The organism is Aerococcus viridans (assembly GCF_002871935.1).
GTDB classification, from domain to species: Bacteria; Bacillota; Bacilli; order Lactobacillales; family Aerococcaceae; genus Aerococcus; species Aerococcus viridans_B.
In genome coordinates, this window is sequence record NZ_PNHQ01000005.1 from 15,197 (window position 1) to 33,480 (window position 18,284).

Genomic DNA, 18,284 nt, shown 5'->3' on the forward strand with positions numbered 1-18,284 from the left:
ACCTTCCTACAATTAAATTTGATAGTTATCCTTTAAATATGCCAACAAAGCAAGTTGGTCATTGATTACCTCTTCTTTAACTACAGCTTGCTCCAAGTACTTTAACATTTGACCAATCTCGCGTTTATTTTTGGGATTAATTTCTCTAATGATGTCTTGCCCATTAATTGCTAAGTCGCGTAGGGAATTAATGGGTAATGCCTTAAATAATTCATGAATAACTTGGGGATTGTTGGACTTAAAGACCGTTTTGAACAAAACTTGCGCATTTTCTTGTTGCAAGGCGATGAAAGTTTCCACCAGTTCAATTTGATGCTGATTTCGACCATAAATATCCACTAGCTTCCACTCCGTATGATCAGTTCGGTAAATAAATATTTCTAAGTATGCCAATATCTCTTTTTGTGACTGGTTGGACATTTTCCAAGCTTTGACGAATTGGCGAACTTGCTGTTGTATCATTGTGATGTCTTTATGGCCTGATAATTCATAGACACGCCAAAACAATAGTGCCCACGCAAAGTTTTCGTCTGGTAATTGAACCCGGTCGCTAGTGAGATCTAGTAAATCAGAAAATACATGCTTGTAATCAGCCAATATAGGCACATACTGTATTAGGTCAGTTGATAAAAAATATGATAGTCCTTTATGCCAATTGACACCAATCCAAAGTTTATTCATTTCAACTGTAATTCGCTCAATTGCAATATGTACTAATATACTTGCATTATCTTTTATTGCTTTAAAGGTCTCTCTCTCTATTGCAAAATCTAACTGGCTTGCAAAGCGAATACCACGCATCATCCGCAGACCATCCTCATTAAATCTATCGTGTGGACTGCCTACTGCTCGGATTACTTGATTAGCTAAATCTTTTTGCCCATCAAAATAATCCACGATTTGGTGATCAGGTGTCATGGCTAAGGCATTAATAGTGAAATCTCGTCGTAACAGATCTTCTTCAAGATTTTGTACGAAAGTAACATTGTCTGGTCGACGGTAATCTTGATATGTCGATTCAGTTCTAAAGGTTGTAATCTCATAGGTCTCCCCTTCAAACCACACCATAATAGTGCCATGGTCTAAGCCCACATCGAAATGACGAGGAAATAAGGATTGAACCTCTGCTGGGTAAGCAGAGGTTGCAATATCAACATCATGAATTGGCAAGTCTAATAGTAAATCACGTACGGCACCACCCACAAAATAGGCCTCGTAGCCAGCCTCATTTAGGGTATAGATAATAGGTGCGGCTTTAATAAATTCTTGACTATTAGTCATCTAATAAATGCTCCAAACCATAGATTAAGCCATCCAATTGGCTCACTTTCTCAACTGCCAATGCTACGCCGGGCATGTATGAGTTACGATCGAATGAGTCTTGACGAATCGTTAAAGCTTCTCCAACTCCACCGAATTGTACAATTTGATGTGAATTATAGCCTGGTAAACGTAATGAGTGGATACGAATACCATGATAATCAGCCCCACGTGCTCCAGGCATTGACTCCGTTTCCTCAGGGTGCCCAGATACGTGCGCCCCACGTGCTTCATAAATTAATTTAGCTGTTTTTTCTGCTGTACCACTTGGTGCATCTAACTTTTGGTTATGATGGATTTCTGTAATTTCTACATCTGGTAAGTGCTTGGCTGCTTTAGCAGAGAATAATTGCATCAATACTGAACCGATTGCAAAATTCGGTGCAATTAAACCACCTAACTGTTTCTCTTTAGATAAAATAGTCAATTCTTCAATCTCTGCATCAGTGAAACCTGTTGTACCAACGACTGGATGAATATTATGTTCAATATAATATTTAGTATTTTGATAAGCTGCAGCTGGAATAGTAAAGTCAATCGCTACATCAATTGCTACTTGATCAATCGCTTCTTGAATACTTTCAAAAACTGATGCTTTATCTTGCCATTCAGCTACTTGTTCTGCATGCTTATCTAAATCAGTATTTACTAAAGCTACTAATTCAAAACCTTCATGGTTCAAAACCATATTAGCTGCTGTTGAACCCATTCTACCTAAAAATCCTGTTACTAATATGCGCATAATCTTGCCTCCTAAAGTTCTATTAGTGCAATCTATTATCTAATATTCTTCGTTTTCAGCTAACCAATCTTGTAAACTTTCGTACACATCTTGAAACTCTGGTCTTTGGGCCAAGTCAGCTTGGCCTTCAAAGACAGCTTGAATTTGTCGCCAATCTCCAGCTTCCCTTAAGAAAACAAAGTAATCTTGTAAGAATGAGTAATCTTCCTTTAATTGTGCATAAGCATCTGTGTATGATTGTCTTGCAAAATCAAACTCTTCCAATTCTTGGAATACCTTAGCTTTCATCCAAACATAACGATCAAATTCAATACCTTTTTCATCCATATCTTGAATCAACGCACGAGCAGTACCATAATCTTCATCATCGATGAATAATTGCAGTAGTAAGACTAATGCCTGGCTATAATCCGGATCGATATCCAACGCGAATTCTAAAGCTTCACGAGCTGTTTCTCGGTTGCCAGTTTGTTGTGCAAATTCTGCTTTTAAGAAATATAACCTTGCCTCATAAGGGTTTATTTGAATCGCTTTATTCATCAATTCTAAAGCACCGTCATGATCATGGAAGGCATTCTTTACTTGAGCATAAACAACTAATAAGCCATCTGATAATTTGTCATCTTCATATAAATTTTCTAAGATTGTATTAGCTTTCTCAAAATTTTCTGTTTCTGCATAATAAAAGGCTAATTGTTCTTGCTGTTCATCCGTTCGATCATTTTCTGGTGTTGCTTCAATTAATTCAATAGCTTCTTCAAAATTACCAGTTGCCGCTTTCGCATAAGCAAAATGTGCTTCTATCGTCTCCAATAAAGATTCCGGTGTCTCTTCGGATTGCAATAGTCTTTCATATAGTGGCAAAGCCTGTTGGAACTCTCCTTGTTGAAATCTTAATTCCGCAATCCCGTATAAAATCACTGGTTGATTTGGCGCTAATTCTCTTGCTTCATTTAATTTCACCAAAGCCACTTCTGGTAAATTATACATTTGATAGGCATCCGCTTGTAACAACAAGGCATCTACATATAGCGGACTTTCAGGTACAATTTTAAGTAATTCATCAATTGATTCTTCTACTTGTCCATTGTCTAAGGCAAGTTCCCCTTTTAATAATATCCAAGAATCTTCTTCTGGAAACCGTTTTTCCCCCACCGTATAAATCTCATTAGCATAATCAACAAAACCTAATTGGGCTAGGCTGTACCCCGTTTGTGCTAATACTTGAGCATCTTCATTTTCTAACTGATCTAACATTTTTTCAAAAACCTTGTTGGCTTTTTCAATATTATTTTGTTGTATATATGTTATAAATTCATTTACCAATTGGTCCAAAAGATCCAACCTCCTATACCTAGCTTATTTTAGCATAATTGACTGGATAAAATCTCCAACCAAGGTTACAAATCTCCTTAGAAAAAGAGTTTATCATAGCTGGCACTGATACTTATAAAAAAAGAGGCTGGGACAAAAATATCTCAGCCTCTCTTTCCTATATAAGAACGTTTATCCTCGCGTTTCAAAAGTCAGCATTGTCCGATACTACTCAAAATGCGCCAATCACATTTCGTTATTGTTCAGCTTTTGGTCTAGTATGTCAATTTTAACGACTTTTGTCTCACCTTCTAAATCACTGCTTAATCTTTCGAATTAACTGCTCGCGCAATAGGTGTATAGAAAGGCTTTATACCTTCCGTTAACAAAACTTGCCCATCTTTTCTTATGACTACAGCTTCGACGCCAACAACGCTTGATAGTTGCTTTAGTAAGTCATCACTAGATAGATGAAAATATAAAGAAGTATAAATTTCTCCTATCAGCGATGATTTTGAAACAATTGTTAAGCCTGCAATATCACTTTCCACTGGATAGCCAGTTTGTGGATCAAAAATATGATGGTAACTTTTCCCTGCATACTCAAATTGTCTTTCATAAATACCAGATGTCACAACTGAACCATCTTGGAATTGTAAAATACCACTTAAATGGTTACGTTGTTGCTCAGGATCTTGAATACCTACATGCCAAAAGCCACCGGGATTTTTTGGATGACTACCTATTAATAATACATTACCACCTAAATTAATCATGCCGGATTGAACACCTTTACTCAGGAAAAAATCTTTTATTAAATCTGCGAAATAGCCCTTGGCTAATGCACCTAAATCAATTTCCATTCCTTTTTTTTGTAAATATACTGTTTTAGCTTGATCATCAAGGATAATATCTCGAGGATCAGTTAGTGCTAAGCGAGTTTGAATGCTGTTCTTATCAGGTAAATTTGCACCCTTGAAACCGATCTTCCATAACTTCACTAGAGGCCCAATCGCAATATTTAAGCAAGTGTTTTCTTTTAGAGAGTATCTTTTCCCGATGGCAATCAACTTGAAAATATCATCATCTACTTCAACAGGACTAATGCCTGCCTTCGCATTCACTCGCATCAAAAGGCTGTGCGCATCGTTAGCAGAAAAACGCTTTTCAAAATCTAAAAGCCGTTGTTTAGCTTCTGCCAATATTTCATGTGCTTGTTCGTGAGCAATGGTTAACCTAATGCTCGTCCCCATAGCCTTAAATAGAATTTCTTCCAATGTTTTCACCTTCTATATCTCTAATTGCCATTATTATACAGTTTGGCCAGGAATCAATTTAATTGGTAGAATATAACGATTATCTGCATGCTTTTTAACTTCAAGCGAGTGATCAATTTGTTGTAATAAAACATCCACCAATAATTCAGCTAAGTCCCTAATAGGTTGTGCAATTGTCGTTAATTGTGGTACGTAAGTCTGAATAAAATTCGTACCATCATAACCTACAATTCTTAAATCATCAGGAATGGATAGGCCCAATTCCCGTGCTGTATTCATCACTAGTAAAGCTGTTAAATCATCAGAACAAAAAATAGCATCCGGTCTTTCTTCCGTCAATAACGCTTTAATCTTCAATTGCTTTCTTATTTGTGAGAATTCTTTTGGAATTTTCGTTAGATGTCCCTCTAAACCACGTTCCTTTGTCACATCCATAAAAGCTTGATAACGTAAATATGTTGGAGAATTGGGGTCGTTAGTACCAGTTATCATCCAAGGTTTAGTCGAATGACTCTTCAGCAATGTCTCTGTAGCCAATCTCCCCCCTTGGTAATTATCTGATGATACGATTGGAATGTTTTCCCCAATAAAACGGTCAAAGGATATCACTGGTGCAGTTACGCGCTCATAATCTGTATAATTTAAATTATGTGCACCAGCAATTATACCCTCCACCTGATTAGACTGGAGCATATTCAAATAATCAGCTTCCTTAGCCTCATCTCGTTCACTATTACAAATAATTGTTTTATATCCTTTTGCAAAAAGTATTTGTTCAAGATTGTTGACTAATTCTGCGTAAAATATGGTATCAATATTTGGAAATATTAGCCCTACTAGTTTAGTTGATTTACCTTGTAAACTCCGTGCTAAGGAATTAGGATAATAATTCAATTCCTTCATAGCTTTGTGCACTTTTTCAATTGTTTTTTGAGATAGGTACCCCTTTTGATTGATTACCCGACTAACTGTTGTCACTGAAACGCCTGCCAAAGCTGCTACGTCTTGTAACTTTGCGCGCAATTTACTTCCCCCTATTCACTATTTTTGCAAGGGATAAATGACGTTATTGTCGGTTCCTTCCGCAAAAATATTTTTTTGTTGTTCATCTGCTGTAAAGATTCTTGATGATAAAACATAAGCACCATCATTTATAAATACCTCTAAGACGGACTCATCTACGAAGACATTTACTTTAACATTTTCTTGACCTGTTAATGTTAATTGACGGCTTACGCCAAATTCGGCACCAAAACTAGCACCCATATCACTTCTATCAAGTACTATCTTACCATCAATTGTATTAATGGATAAGGTTACAAAGTGTTTTTTATCAGAATCAGCATATAAATAAACAGTCGCTTCCTGGTTAGCGAATACTTCAAATGCATATTCATAAGCATTTTTTTCTACAGTAATATTTTCAGAAAAATGGATAGGGGCTTGTCTTAAAGCAAGCATTTCCTCAACTGGGTATTGGTATAAATGACCATTTTTTATACGGAAATCTTTAATCAAACTCAAAGCGCCTTGGTAGCCGTATGCATCTGTAGGATAATCTATTTCTGGCAATCCTAACCAAGAAACACCTAGCACTCTCCCATCAGGAGCGTTAATCAATTGACTTGCATACACATCAAAACCGTAATCTAAGTTATATAATTTTCCTGGATTTTCTAACTGACCATCTGGGGTAAAGGCATCTGCGATTAAGTAAGCATTTGGGTATATATTTTGATACGCTAATTGATCACGATCAATGCCTTGAGGACAGAATGTGACAAACACTTTGCCATCCACTTGATTAATATTCGGACACTCAAACATATAGGCTGAATCTGCCTGCGCAATCGGCAATTCACTGTGGAAGGTCCATTGATCTAAATGAGTTGTTTCAGCTCGATATAGGTAAAGGGTCCCCTTATTATCGGAAACTCTCTGTCCGCCAATGACTAGCCATGAATGGTCGTGAGCAGTGAAATACATCGGATCTCGAAAATGGTCTGTTGCTAGATCAATTTCATCAATAATCAGTTGCTTTTCGCTAAATCCACCTTTGTCTGGATTATATGTGATGGTGTTTTGTTTAGGATGACGAATCCATTGATCATCTCTTACATTTCCTGTATAAAACAATCTTAAATCTTCACCATCAGCTACTGCCGAACCAGAGTATGCACCGTGAGCATCCAAAGCATTATCAGGTAATAAGCCAATACCTTTTTCCTCCCAGTGGACTAAGTCCTTAGATGTTAAATGATACCAAGATTTAAGGCCATGAACAGGGCCGAATGGATAATATTGGTAGAAGAGATGCCATTCCCCATTATAAAAAGAAAAGCCATTTGGATCATTCAATAATCCTGTCTTAGGTTCGATATGAAAATGATTGCGCCAAGGGGATTGAGCAGCTAAATCATTCAATGATTCAATGTATTCTTGTGACCATTCTCCATAATCGCGATAACGGTCTTCCTGATTAAAAGTATGTAATTTAAAAGCCATACGCTTCCTCCTTGATAAAAGATATATAGTGAAATCTTCATTTATACGTTTATGTTGGTATCATTTTAAGCATATCTCAGAAAAATAGCAAGCGTTTCCATATTTTACTACCTTAATTTGCGACACTTTATAATTGGAAATGATATTTTTCTGTCAAACGTTTGACATATCTATCACAGCCTGTTAAAATTCTAATCAAGTAAATGAAAACGCTTAAATTTACAAGTCATTATTTACAAAGAAGAGAGGTAAAGTAAATGAATCATAAAGAAGTTGCCAAACGTATCTATACAGCCCTGGGAGAAGATAATGTCGTAACCGCAGCCCACTGTGCTACACGATTACGTCTAGTTGTGAATGACGATTCAAAAATCGATCAAGATGCCTTAGATAATGATCCAGACTTGAAAGGTACTTTTAAAGCAAATGGGCAATATCAAATTATCGTTGGTCCTGGTGATGTAAACAAAGTTTATGAGGAATATACCAAGATCGCTAATATTAAACCCGCTTCACAAGAGGAAGTTAAGGAAACAGCTAAAAATCAAGGCAAGCAAAATCCCGTGATGGCAGTTATTAAGGTATTATCGGATATTTTTGTTCCCTTAATTCCTGCATTAACTGCTGGTGGTCTGATTATGGCTGTCAACAATGTTTTAACGAGCGAAAACTTATTTGGACCTGAAGCACTAGTTGCCATGTATCCTGCTTGGGCTGACTTTGCAAACATGATTAATATGTTCGCCTCTGCTGCCTTTGCCTTTCTGCCGGTTTTAATTGCCTTTTCAGCAACAAAACGATTTGGCGGAAATCCTTATTTAGGTGCAACAATGGGGTTAATCATGGTGATGCCACAATTGGTGAATGGTTATGACGTTGCAAATGTAACGGCTGCTGGTGAAATGCCTGTATGGAATATCTTTGGTTTAGAAATTGCGCAAGCTGGTTATCAAGGACAAGTTTTACCTGTTATTGGGGTCGCATGGATTCTAGCTAAATTTGAAAACTTCTTCCATAAATATCTAAAAGACGCGATTGACTTTACCTTTACTCCGATGCTTACAGTAATCCTTACTGGTATAATTACTTTTACAGTTGTTGGGCCAATCTTACGTACCCTTTCTGACCTATTGTTAAACGGAATTGTAGAAGCTATTTCTTATTTAGGTGCTTTTGGCTACGGTGTATTCGGTCTATTCTATTCAGCAATTGTATTAACTGGATTACATCAATCATTCCCAGCAATTGAAACTGCCTTAATTGCAGATGTTGCGACTACTGGTGGTAATTTTATTTTCCCAATTGCTTCAGTAGCCAATGTTGCTCAAGGTGCAGCTACTCTAGCAGTATACTTTATTACGAAAAATGAAAAAACAAAAGGTTTGGCAACATCATCTTCTCTATCAGCTATGTTAGGTATTACTGAACCTGCTATGTTTGGTGTAAACCTAAAATTGAAGTATCCATTCTTTATTGGATTGATAGCTTCTGGTATTGCTTCAGTCATTTTAGGTATCTTTAATGTTCGTAGCCAATCATTAGGACCAGCTGGTGTAATTGGATTCGTTGCCATCATTCCTAAATTTATCCCAACCTTTATGCTTGCCATTGCTGTATCCATAATTATTGCATTTATTGCAACTTTCATTTATGGAAAATCTTTGGTTAAAAAAGAAGCAAAACAAGTTCAAGTTGAAAAAGAAAAAGAAGCTAAAGTCGTTGCTGACCAAAATGATGACCAGTATATAGCATCTAAAACAAGCGATAAAACTTCTAATAATACATATGTAACAAACGACTTAACGATAGAAGCGCCTATTTCTGGTAAAATTATGCCATTAGAAGCTGTAAACGATCCCGTATTTTCTCAAGGTATGATGGGACCCGGATTAGCTATTATTCCAGATGAAAGCGGTCAAATCTATGCCCCTATTTCTGGTAGCTTAACGATTGCTTCAGAAACAGGCCACGCATATGGACTAGTCAGTGAATCAGGATTAGAAGTATTAATCCACATCGGTATTGATACTGTTAATTTAAATGGACATGGCTTTACGAGTCAGGTTGAACAAGGCGACATGGTAGCGAAAGGAGACCTTTTGGGTAGCTTTGACTTATCCGTAATTAAAGAAGCAGGCTATGATTCAGACGTTATGGTGCTTGTTACAAATGGTCACCAATATGAAAATGTTGAACCTATTGCAGAAGGTCATGTCAGTGAACATACCCCTATTCTTCAAATAAAGTAGTAAATAAAAAACATATATAAATGAAGGTGATCAAAAAGTCGTTTAGCATTGACTTACTAGACGAAAAGCCGAATAATAATGTAATGTTATTGGCGCATTTTGGACAGTATCGGTCAATGCTGACTTTTGAAACCCGATGATAAACATCTTTATATAGTAAAGAGAGGCTGAGATATTTTTGTCCCAGCCTCTTTTCTTATCTACTAATATTTTTAGTCAATGAATGATTCATTCACGGTTCGAATTCTGCTGAGACTGTTTAACAATATATAGCAAATCAATTAATACAATGAAGCTCCCCTAGAACTTGATGCCTCTATGTCATGCATTACACGGTTTCCTCAAGAGGCAACTTTAAATAAAATAATCGCTTCTTTTCTGCTTCTTTTTGACTAAAACAAAAAAATAACCGCTGATATACCTTGATATATCAACGATTATAGATTGTTTCTATTTAACTGCATCTTTTAATGCTTTACCAGGTTTGAAAGCTGGTACTTTGCTTGCAGGAATTTCAATTTCATCGCCTGTTTGAGGGTTGCGACCTTTACGCGCTGCACGATCACGAACTTCAAAGCTACCAAAACCGATTAATTGAACTTTTTCGCCGTCAGCTAGAAATGCTTCGATTTGTTCGAAAACTGCATCTACAACCGGTGCTACACTTTTTTTAGAATCACCTACTGCATTTGCAACATTTTGTACTAATTCTGCTTTATTTGCCATTCTAATTTCACCTCCTCCGAAATTCTTTCGGATATATTTATTCTAAGATAAATATACGGGATAATCGAAATGTCTCTCGGATAATCCTTTTATAGAATACCATACAAACCGCTATATAACAACGTTTTTGGCATAAAATAATAGGATTTTGCACCTTTTTCGTTATTTTCTATTTCTTGTTATGATTTGAATAGGTGTCCCTAAGAAATCAAATGATTTTCTGATTTGATTTGAAAGAAAGCGCTCATATGAGAAGTGCATCAATTCTTCATCATTCACAAAAGCGACAAAAGTTGGAGGTGAAGTTTTTACTTGTGTCAGATAGTAAATACGTAATTTTCTACCTTTATCAGAAGGTGCTGGATTAATACGAATTGCATCGACTAATACCTCATTTAATAATGAAGATTGTACACGGCGATTAAAGTTGCCATAGACATGAGCAATCATCTCCGGTAACTGGGTTAAACGCTGTTTAGTTTCTGCAGACACAAAAATAATTGGTGCATAATCAATAAATTGGAATTCACGACGAATATCATCTGTAAATTTCTTCATCGTATGATGATCTTTTTCAATGGTATCCCATTTATTCACAACAATCATAATACCACGACCCGCTTCATGCGCGTATCCTGCAATTGTCTTATCTTGATCACGAATACCTTCTTCAGCATTCAAGACAACTAAACATACCTGTGCTCTTTCTATAGCGCGCATAGCTCGCATTACAGAGTATTTTTCAGTTGCTTCATAGACCTTACCACGTTTACGGATACCTGCAGTATCAATAATTTTAAAGACTTGCCCCTCATCTTCAAAACTGGTATCAATTGCATCACGAGTTGTACCTGCAACATTCGATACAATTACACGATTTTCACCTAAAATTGCATTTACTAATGATGATTTACCAACGTTTGGACGACCAATTAAAGCAAAGGAAATTGTATCGTCATCATCATCATTTTCAATATCATCAGGCGCCAAATGGAATACTTCTTCTAATATATCACCGATTCCTAGGCCATGAGAGCCAGAAATTGGATATGGATCCCCTAACCCTAATGAATAAAAATCGTAAATTTCAGCTCTTTGTTCTGGATTATCCACCTTATTCACTGCTAAAACAACAGGTTTATCTGTTTTACGTAACATACTCGCAATCTGAGAATCGGTCTTTGTTACACCTTCACGGACATTCGTCATCATAATAATGACATCTGCTTCTTCCATTGCAATTTCAGCTTGCAAGCGAATTTGTGTCATGAAATCTTGGTCATTAAATTCTATACCACCTGTATCAATCACATTTAATTGTTTACCTAACCATTCTCCTTGCGCATAAATTCTATCACGGGTAACGCCAGGTTCATCTTGGACAATTGAAATTCGATCACCAACTATACGGTTAAAAATAGTAGATTTACCCACATTTGGTCTACCGACAATTGCAATTGTTAAATTAGACATCGTTTTGCCCCCTTTCAATAGCAAACATTTAAATAAAAAAGGTAGGCGAGTTTCCCCAACCTACCATCAAACCAAACTTATGGTTTATTAATAATTATTATTCATTATCGTCGCCGAAATCGAAGTTTTTCAATTGGTCACCTAATAAATCACCAAATGTGAAACCTGATTCATCGTCTGATGATGCTTGAGAAGCATTGTTACGACGGTTGTTGTTTTGTTTACGAGGTTTGTTTTGACGTTTTTCTTCGCGAGGTGCAGCAGACTGTGCAGATGCATCAACTTCTGGTGCTTCTTCTAAGGCTTTAATAGATAGTGATAAACGTTCGTTTTCAGCATCAACGTCTAAAACTTTAACTTGGATAGCTTGACCTTCTGTTAACTTCTCAGCTGGTGTAGCAATATGGTCATGAGAAATTTGAGAAATGTGAACTAAACCTTCAACACCTGGGAATACTTCAACGAATGCACCGAAGTCAACTAAACGACGTACAGTACCTTCTAATTCTGCACCTTTAGGTGCTTTTTCTTCAATATTTTCCCATGGTCCAGGTTGTAAAGCTTTAATAGATAATGAAATACGTCCACGTTCTTCATCTACTGAAAGCACTAATACTTCAACTTCTTGTCCTTCGCTTAATACATCTGAAGGATGGTTAACGTGTGCTTGAGCGATTTGAGAGATGTGTACTAAACCATCGATACCACCTAAGTCAATAAATGCACCGAAGTTAGCCAAGCGTGCTACTGTACCTGTTACTTTATCGCCTTCTTGGAATGAGTTTAATTTTTCTGCACGTTCAGCAATGCGTTTTTCAGCAGCAATTTCTTTGTGAGAAAGAATTAAACGGTTTTCGCTAGGTTCAATTTCAACAATTTTAACTTCTAATTCTTGGCCTTTGTATGGAGAGAAATCGTCAACGAAAAAGTCTTCAACCATTGAAGCTGGGATGAAACCACGGACACCCGCATCAACAACTAATCCACCTTTAACTACGCTCTTAACTGGAACAGTGATTGTTTCACCGTTTTCAGCTTTAACTTCTAATTCAGCCCATACTTTTTTCGCTTCGATACGACGGCGAGAAAGTAAGAATGAACCATTTTCTTTTTCTTTGATTTGTTTAATTACAACTAACTCTAAAGTGTCGCCAACTTTAGCAACTTCTTCAATTGAGTCAATTGGTTGAGCAGATAATTCTTTGAAAGGAATAACCCCTTCAACACCTGCACCTTCGATACCAACAATTACTTGATTATCGTCGATTGATAATACTTCACCTGTAACAGTATCTCCAATTTTTACTTCTACTGATTCAGCTAGAATCTCTTCCATTGATGGAATCTCTTCCATTGATGGAATCTCTTCCATTGATGGAATCTCTTCATTATTTTGATTTTGTTCAAATTCGTTTGACATACTTTAAATCCTCTCCTAAGTGTACTACCTCATTCGCACTAAGCCAATGATCAATTACTATTGTATCATTTATTTAAAATATATTCAACATTTATTCCTCAAAGACAACAAAACGAGGCAAAATTCTCTTGAGTTTTGCCTCATTTTGTGATTGTTGTTATTTTTGCAAGTTTATTTATGCTATTGCTTGCTGAATTTCGGCTAGAATCTTATCCTCTACCTCTTCAATCGTTAAGCCAGATGAATCAAGCATTACCGCATTATCTGCTGGTACTAACGGACTATCTTCTCTTGTTGTGTCATATAAATCACGACGTTTTATATCCTCAATTAAATCAACTAAATTCATATCCGAATAACCTTTTTCTTGGTTTTCTAAAAAGCGGCGACGGCCACGTTCCTCAGCAGAAGCAGTCAGGAATATCTTTACTTCTGCATCTGGCAATACGACTGTTCCAATATCGCGCCCATCCATCACAACGCCCTGACCGTTTTGTGTATAAGCTCTTTGTTTTTCAACTAAAACCTGACGAACTTCTGACACTGCAGCGTATTTTGATACTTGTTTAGAGATACGATCAGTACGTATCTCTGCAGACTGATCTAACCCGTTTACCAGTACACGTTGACCATCTTTGGTAGGTTCAAAGGTAATTTCACTAGCTTCTGCTAGTACTTTTAATTTCTCTACATCTTCAGCCGCGATGTTGTTTTCTAAGGCTAATAAAGTGACTGCACGATACATAGCTCCTGTATCTAAATAAACATAAGCTAACTTTTTAGCAATTTTTTTAGCAATTGTACTCTTACCAGATGATGCCGGTCCATCGATTGCAACTTGAATTGCTTTAGACAATCTGTCCACCACTCTTTCATTCTATATTAATTCACACGTAGAACGGTTCCTGGTCCAATACTAGAACCCTGTTGTAAACCATTCAATTCAAGTAATTCATCTAAGGTCATGCCATTGTTTACAGCGATACGGTATAAGTTATCTCCTGCTTGAACAGTATAAGTACCTGTTGAAGTCGAAGCACTTTCTGAAGCAGCAATTGATTCTTGCTCCGCTATTGCTTGTGACTCTGCAATTGATGCAGATTCAGCAGCACTTTGCGCTGCTGCTTCTGAAGCCGCTACTGCAGCATTTGACTCCGCTATACTAGCAGCGATACTTGATGATTCTTGTTCAGATGCTAGACGGGCAGATTCTGATTCTGAAGCGGCTACTGCACTTTCAGATGCAGCGATTGACGCAGAAACTGATTCAGATGCTGAAATGGATGCTGACTCACTCGCTTTTGAGATGGATTCAATATTTTGTGTTTTCGAAATCATCACTTGTTCAGTTGATTCAGGTTCAGGTACCTTATCTTCATTTTTCATATAGGCAATCAATAAAAAAGGCACAACAATCATCACAAAAAGTAAGAAGGCGATAACTTTTGAAGTTGTTGATACTGTATCTTGATTATTTTTCTTATTACGAGCCGTTCTTGTGTACTTTTGATTTTTCAAATTTTCAAATTCGCCAAACCCTTGATTCTGAAAGTCATCACTTGTAGGGGGAGTTTGTTCAGAAGACACCGAACTACCTTGTTCAGATTTTTGTTCAATATTTACTTCTGTTTTATCTTGATTTTTTTTAGTCAACTTATCCCAGAATTTCATCCATATACCCCTTTCTCAACACCAAGAATTGTACCATGAACCCCCTTTTATGTCAGTATTTCTTTAGTGAATTTAATAAAACTTTATACAGCGTTTTCAAGATAATAATGCTTGCAAACGCTGGGTCCACATTTGTTGAAAATCTTCGTTTACTTGCTTCTTGTTAGTAGCTACTCGATTTGGCAAATCTATTAACTTTTGCCAAACACTATTATTTCTATAATTCGGCTGGCAATTACTGCAACATAATTGATTTTTTTCAGCAGTTGACGCATCAGACTGACGCAAGAGAAAATCCCGATAGCAATGTTCATTATTCATTAAATCTAGCATTTGATAAATTTGTTGAAGTCGTTCATTTCGCAATTTTTCTGCATGTACTTTAGCCGATTGGTAATCAGAGAAATGATGGCCATAAAAATACAACATGGCTCCTATACTCTCTGCATATTGACCTATCTGTTGTTGTGGTAAGTCCCCGTTAAACAATTGGACTAATAACTCATCTAATAAATCAGCCTCGTCCTCTAATAATCGTCGCATTTGTTGTAGTCTAGCTGCCTCTCTTTTGTCATATAAGACGATTGAGACTGACTGCTTTTGATCCCGACCTGCCCGTCCTACTTCTTGAATAAAATCAGCCATATTTTTAGGCAAATGATAATGTAAAACAAACCGGATATGACTATGATTAATCCCCATGCCAAAAGCGGATGTAGCAAAAACAACGTCTAATTCACCTTGAAGAAATTGGCTTTGAATAATATGCCGGTCTTCTAGGCTTTTATCCCCATGATAAGAAGCTACCCGCAAATCTGTATGATCTTTCATCCATTGGTTAAGTTCTTCTAACTCACTTTTATGATGCACATAAACGATACCTGGTTTAGGTAGCATATCTAACCAGTCTTGTAGTTTATGTATTCTTACTTCATCCGATTCGATTTCATCAAACAAATAAAAAATATTGGGACGATCTACTGATTCTTTAATGAGTTGAACAGATTCATATGCTTCAAATAAGTATGATTGAATATCAGCTAATGCTGTCTGGTTAGCTGTTGCTGATAAAGCCAATGTTTTAGGATAGTTTAAGCGCTGACGTACACTTTTTAATTCAGTATATTGTGGCCTGAAATCATAACCCCATTGAGAAATACAATGCGCCTCATCAATGACCAACAAGTGAATATACATTTGTTGAATTGCATGCATCACTGGTTCTTTAAGCAGCATTTCGGGTGAAAGAAACAAGAATTGATAGTCAGATAGATGATTTAAGATATACTCTTGTTCTTGACGGTTGTAGGTAGAATTTATGGCAATACCTCTACCTAATCCCATTTGTTGCAACTGACTTACTTGATCTTGCATCAAGGATATCAGTGGCGAAATAATTAGTGTAACACCCTTTTCATGATATTGATGTATTTGATAAATTAAGGATTTGCCACCACCAGTTGGTAAGATAGCGATCACATTTTCTTGACACTCTAAGGCCTCTAAACTTGTCAATTGTCCTGGCTTAAAAGCCTGATAACCTGTCATTTCTTTAAGACGTTGATGCCAATCGATCATGATGATCTCCTTTCTGGTACACAATATGCCAATAGCGATATAACCAATACGCTTTTTCTCCAAATCTATCCTTAAAGCCTTCATAGGTTACATCTGGTTTAGTTGTTATTAAAATGCCAATATCCTTTAAGTCAAGTAACTCAACTACCAATGGTTCGATGATTTTGGGATTACTCAAAGATATCTCGATGATATGTTCTGTAATTGTAGAGAGTTTCAATCCTCTTTTAAACGCAATTTGTTCCAAGCTGTTCCCTTGATTGAACATATCCAAAGTTTCTTGTGTTGTTTGGTTCCAAATTGGAAACTGGTTAAAAAGTCCTCTGGTGAATACTTGAAGCCAATGAGTGGTATCCTCTAAAGTCTCCCCACTCAGCCAATTCTGATAGAGTTGGTCCAACACAGCTTGTTGTGTAATGACAACTGCACGTTTAGAAAGCTGATGATTTTCAGCAGCTTGTTCAAGGGTTTGTGCTGGTAATTGAGCGCCCTCAAACTGCTCAAGGAATAACAAGGCTGCCTGGTTGGGAAAATCGGTAAGGTCCTTGATTAATTGCTGGTGGAGGCTATGACCTATGGCTGTTAAATCAGCTTTATCAGCATTTTCTCTTTTTATCATTAATACAAAACTTTTGATAAATTGTTGTATATCTAAATCTTGAACAATTGGACTATAATGTGAATTTTCAGCTAGGTGATTGGATAATACTTGCAACAATAATTTAAAGGCTAGATGGTGTTTATGATGATGATTTGCAATAATTAGACCATTTCGACTGGGTAATATTTTATCAAAAATTAACTCCATAAACTCTGAATGGTTATCTTGCCGAAAAATTGCCTCTATTGAAATATAGTCTTCTACATTTTGAGTATAGGATAGCCAGACATTTTTTTGAAGTTTAGGGTACAGCCCCAAATAAGCGGTTAAATGATTCGAAAAAGCAAAAAAAAGTGTTGTAGCAGTTCGCTTGCCAATCAACACTTGGTATACAGAATTTTGAGGGAGGGCTTGGACCTTAAAAGCAATCGCCATTAATAAAGTATCCAATTCTACCCCTCCAACATTCCTATATAATATTTTTGCGTTTGTTATTTATCCTTTGGTCTCTATTATAGCAAAAAATGAGTCTATCTTCATTTTCAACGGTGTGAATATTCGAGCGTTCCAAATCGACTGACTAAAGTTGGTAAACTTTGAACTAAAACAAAGTGTGCCAATAGTGAAACCAATACGCCTTTGATCAGATTGAATGGGATAATACCCGCTAGGATATATGTTTGCATATTACCTACATCGAAGTTCATTACTTGCATGTAGAATGGCGTAATCACGAAGTAGTTTAAGATAGTCATCACAATCGTTAAAGAAAGAGTAGCTGATAAATATGCGGCAATCGTTTTTGCAAAGTTCATTTCTTTAGCTGACTTTCTACCTGAATATACTGTTACCATTTGATCTTTTAATAGATAGTATATCGGTAAGATATAGGCTATAGTAGCGATAAAGGCAGTAGCGTCTCCTATTGGAATACCCATCTCACCACCAGTGTAAATATAATGTAAGCCATTTGCAATTAAGCCAGCTGCAGTAGCTTTTTTGGGTCCCGAAATAAAAGCAACAAGTAAGATTGGCACCAATGAAAAGTCTACCTTTAAATAGGGTAACGCTGGGATGATTGGAAAACCAATAAACATCAAAATAAATGATAATGCCCCAACAATTGCAACCAATACTATTTCCTTAGTGTGATTCTTTCCCATATAAATGCTCTCCTTTTCTACTTCATGGGTCGGCACTCAAAAGTGGAAATAAAAAACTCTTTCCACCTTCAAGGTAAAAAGAGTATAGACAAACAGCCTTTGTTCGCCCATCTTCTTCCATCCTGACTTTACAGTCGGTTCTAGAATTTCACTAGATCAGTCCCAAAATGGGAGTCGCGGACTTTACCGCCGATCGGGAATTTCACCCTGCCCTGAAGATTGCTTCAAATTTATTTTCTTACTAC

The 18,284-nt window shown here is 36.7% G+C and carries 15 protein-coding genes and 1 riboswitch; of the genes, 1 reads left to right on the top strand and 14 read right to left on the bottom strand.

Annotated elements, in window-relative coordinates:
- Window positions 1-12: 12 nt before the first annotated feature.
- From CJ191_RS02875 to CJ191_RS02900, 6 genes are all read right to left on the bottom strand, one after another.
- The gene (locus tag CJ191_RS02875) at window positions 13-1,281 is read right to left on the bottom strand and encodes a CCA tRNA nucleotidyltransferase (RefSeq protein WP_070469015.1); all 1,269 of its coding nucleotides are present in this window, start codon (window positions 1,279-1,281) and stop codon (window positions 13-15) included.
- The gene (gene dapB / locus CJ191_RS02880; RefSeq protein WP_180960927.1) at window positions 1,274-2,065 is read right to left on the bottom strand and encodes a 4-hydroxy-tetrahydrodipicolinate reductase; all 792 of its coding nucleotides are present in this window, start codon (window positions 2,063-2,065) and stop codon (window positions 1,274-1,276) included. Before dapB ends, CJ191_RS02875 begins: the two co-directional genes overlap by 8 nt.
- 36 nt (window positions 2,066-2,101) lie before the next feature.
- Window positions 2,102-3,397, bottom strand: coding sequence for a tetratricopeptide repeat protein (locus CJ191_RS02885; RefSeq protein WP_246819078.1), 1,296 nt, complete (start codon window positions 3,395-3,397; stop codon window positions 2,102-2,104).
- 302 nt (window positions 3,398-3,699) lie between these two features.
- The gene (locus CJ191_RS02890; protein ID WP_308409775.1) at window positions 3,700-4,662 is read right to left on the bottom strand and encodes an FAD:protein FMN transferase; all 963 of its coding nucleotides are present in this window, start codon (window positions 4,660-4,662) and stop codon (window positions 3,700-3,702) included.
- 24 nt (window positions 4,663-4,686) lie between these two features.
- Window positions 4,687-5,676, bottom strand: coding sequence for a LacI family DNA-binding transcriptional regulator (locus CJ191_RS02895; protein ID WP_070469022.1), 990 nt, complete (start codon window positions 5,674-5,676; stop codon window positions 4,687-4,689).
- An 18-nt stretch (window positions 5,677-5,694) separates the two neighbouring features.
- On the bottom strand, window positions 5,695-7,158 hold the full coding sequence (locus tag CJ191_RS02900; protein ID WP_070469024.1) for a sucrose-6-phosphate hydrolase: 1,464 nt from the start codon (window positions 7,156-7,158) through the stop codon (window positions 5,695-5,697).
- Between the two features lie 257 nt (window positions 7,159-7,415).
- On the opposite strand from CJ191_RS02900, the gene CJ191_RS02905 reads away from it, so the two are divergent.
- Window positions 7,416-9,407 carry a sucrose-specific PTS transporter subunit IIBC gene (locus CJ191_RS02905; RefSeq protein ID WP_102198958.1) on the top strand — a complete coding sequence of 664 codons (1,992 nt, stop codon included), beginning with the start codon at window positions 7,416-7,418 and terminating at the stop codon, window positions 9,405-9,407.
- Between the two features lie 450 nt (window positions 9,408-9,857).
- On the opposite strand, the gene CJ191_RS02910 is transcribed toward CJ191_RS02905, so the two are convergent.
- From CJ191_RS02910 to CJ191_RS02945, 8 genes are all read right to left on the bottom strand, one after another.
- Window positions 9,858-10,133 (bottom strand): HU family DNA-binding protein, encoded by a 276-nt coding sequence (locus CJ191_RS02910; protein ID WP_016897591.1) that lies wholly within the window; start codon window positions 10,131-10,133, stop codon window positions 9,858-9,860.
- 162 nt (window positions 10,134-10,295) lie between these two features.
- The gene (der, locus tag CJ191_RS02915; RefSeq protein WP_070469029.1) at window positions 10,296-11,606 is read right to left on the bottom strand and encodes a ribosome biogenesis GTPase Der; all 1,311 of its coding nucleotides are present in this window, start codon (window positions 11,604-11,606) and stop codon (window positions 10,296-10,298) included.
- Window positions 11,607-11,703: 97 nt separating this feature from the next.
- Window positions 11,704-12,978: a 30S ribosomal protein S1 gene (gene rpsA / locus CJ191_RS02920; protein ID WP_374754465.1), complete on the bottom strand. Its 1,275-nt coding sequence runs from the start codon at window positions 12,976-12,978 to the stop codon at window positions 11,704-11,706.
- A gap of 223 nt (window positions 12,979-13,201) precedes the next feature.
- Window positions 13,202-13,882, bottom strand: a complete 681-nt coding sequence (gene cmk / locus CJ191_RS02925; protein ID WP_102198960.1) for a (d)CMP kinase — start codon at window positions 13,880-13,882, stop codon at window positions 13,202-13,204.
- Between the two features lie 26 nt (window positions 13,883-13,908).
- Window positions 13,909-14,697 (bottom strand): LysM peptidoglycan-binding domain-containing protein, encoded by a 789-nt coding sequence (locus CJ191_RS02930; protein ID WP_070469035.1) that lies wholly within the window; start codon window positions 14,695-14,697, stop codon window positions 13,909-13,911.
- A gap of 96 nt (window positions 14,698-14,793) precedes the next feature.
- Window positions 14,794-16,275 (bottom strand): RecQ family ATP-dependent DNA helicase, encoded by a 1,482-nt coding sequence (locus CJ191_RS02935; protein WP_102198961.1) that lies wholly within the window; start codon window positions 16,273-16,275, stop codon window positions 14,794-14,796.
- Window positions 16,250-17,326 (bottom strand): helix-turn-helix domain-containing protein, encoded by a 1,077-nt coding sequence (locus CJ191_RS02940; RefSeq protein ID WP_070469041.1) that lies wholly within the window; start codon window positions 17,324-17,326, stop codon window positions 16,250-16,252. The genes CJ191_RS02935 and CJ191_RS02940 overlap by 26 nt, the downstream gene beginning before the upstream one ends.
- A gap of 92 nt (window positions 17,327-17,418) precedes the next feature.
- Window positions 17,419-18,039, bottom strand: a complete 621-nt coding sequence (locus CJ191_RS02945; RefSeq protein ID WP_070469042.1) for an ECF transporter S component — start codon at window positions 18,037-18,039, stop codon at window positions 17,419-17,421.
- Between the two features lie 105 nt (window positions 18,040-18,144).
- A riboswitch (FMN riboswitch) is annotated at window positions 18,145-18,263 on the bottom strand.
- Window positions 18,264-18,284: the final 21 nt, after the last annotated feature.

What these genes read in the sequence shown, in the direction of transcription:
- CJ191_RS02875 (WP_070469015.1), bottom strand. Translation starts at nt 1,281, where the DNA reads ATGACTAATAGTCAAGAATTTATTAAAGCCGCACCTATTATCTATACC.
- CJ191_RS02900 (WP_070469024.1), bottom strand. Translation starts at nt 7,158, where the DNA reads ATGGCTTTTAAATTACATACTTTTAATCAGGAAGACCGTTATCGCGAT.
- CJ191_RS02905 (WP_102198958.1), top strand. Translation starts at nt 7,416, where the DNA reads ATGAATCATAAAGAAGTTGCCAAACGTATCTATACAGCCCTGGGAGAA.
- CJ191_RS02910 (WP_016897591.1), bottom strand. Translation starts at nt 10,133, where the DNA reads ATGGCAAATAAAGCAGAATTAGTACAAAATGTTGCAAATGCAGTAGGT.
- der (WP_070469029.1), bottom strand. Translation starts at nt 11,606, where the DNA reads ATGTCTAATTTAACAATTGCAATTGTCGGTAGACCAAATGTGGGTAAA.
- rpsA (WP_374754465.1), bottom strand. Translation starts at nt 12,978, where the DNA reads ATGGAAGAGATTCCATCAATGGAAGAGATTCCATCAATGGAAGAGATT.
- CJ191_RS02930 (WP_070469035.1), bottom strand. Translation starts at nt 14,697, where the DNA reads ATGAAATTCTGGGATAAGTTGACTAAAAAAAATCAAGATAAAACAGAA.
- CJ191_RS02935 (WP_102198961.1), bottom strand. Translation starts at nt 16,275, where the DNA reads ATGATCGATTGGCATCAACGTCTTAAAGAAATGACAGGTTATCAGGCT.
- CJ191_RS02945 (WP_070469042.1), bottom strand. Translation starts at nt 18,039, where the DNA reads ATGGGAAAGAATCACACTAAGGAAATAGTATTGGTTGCAATTGTTGGG.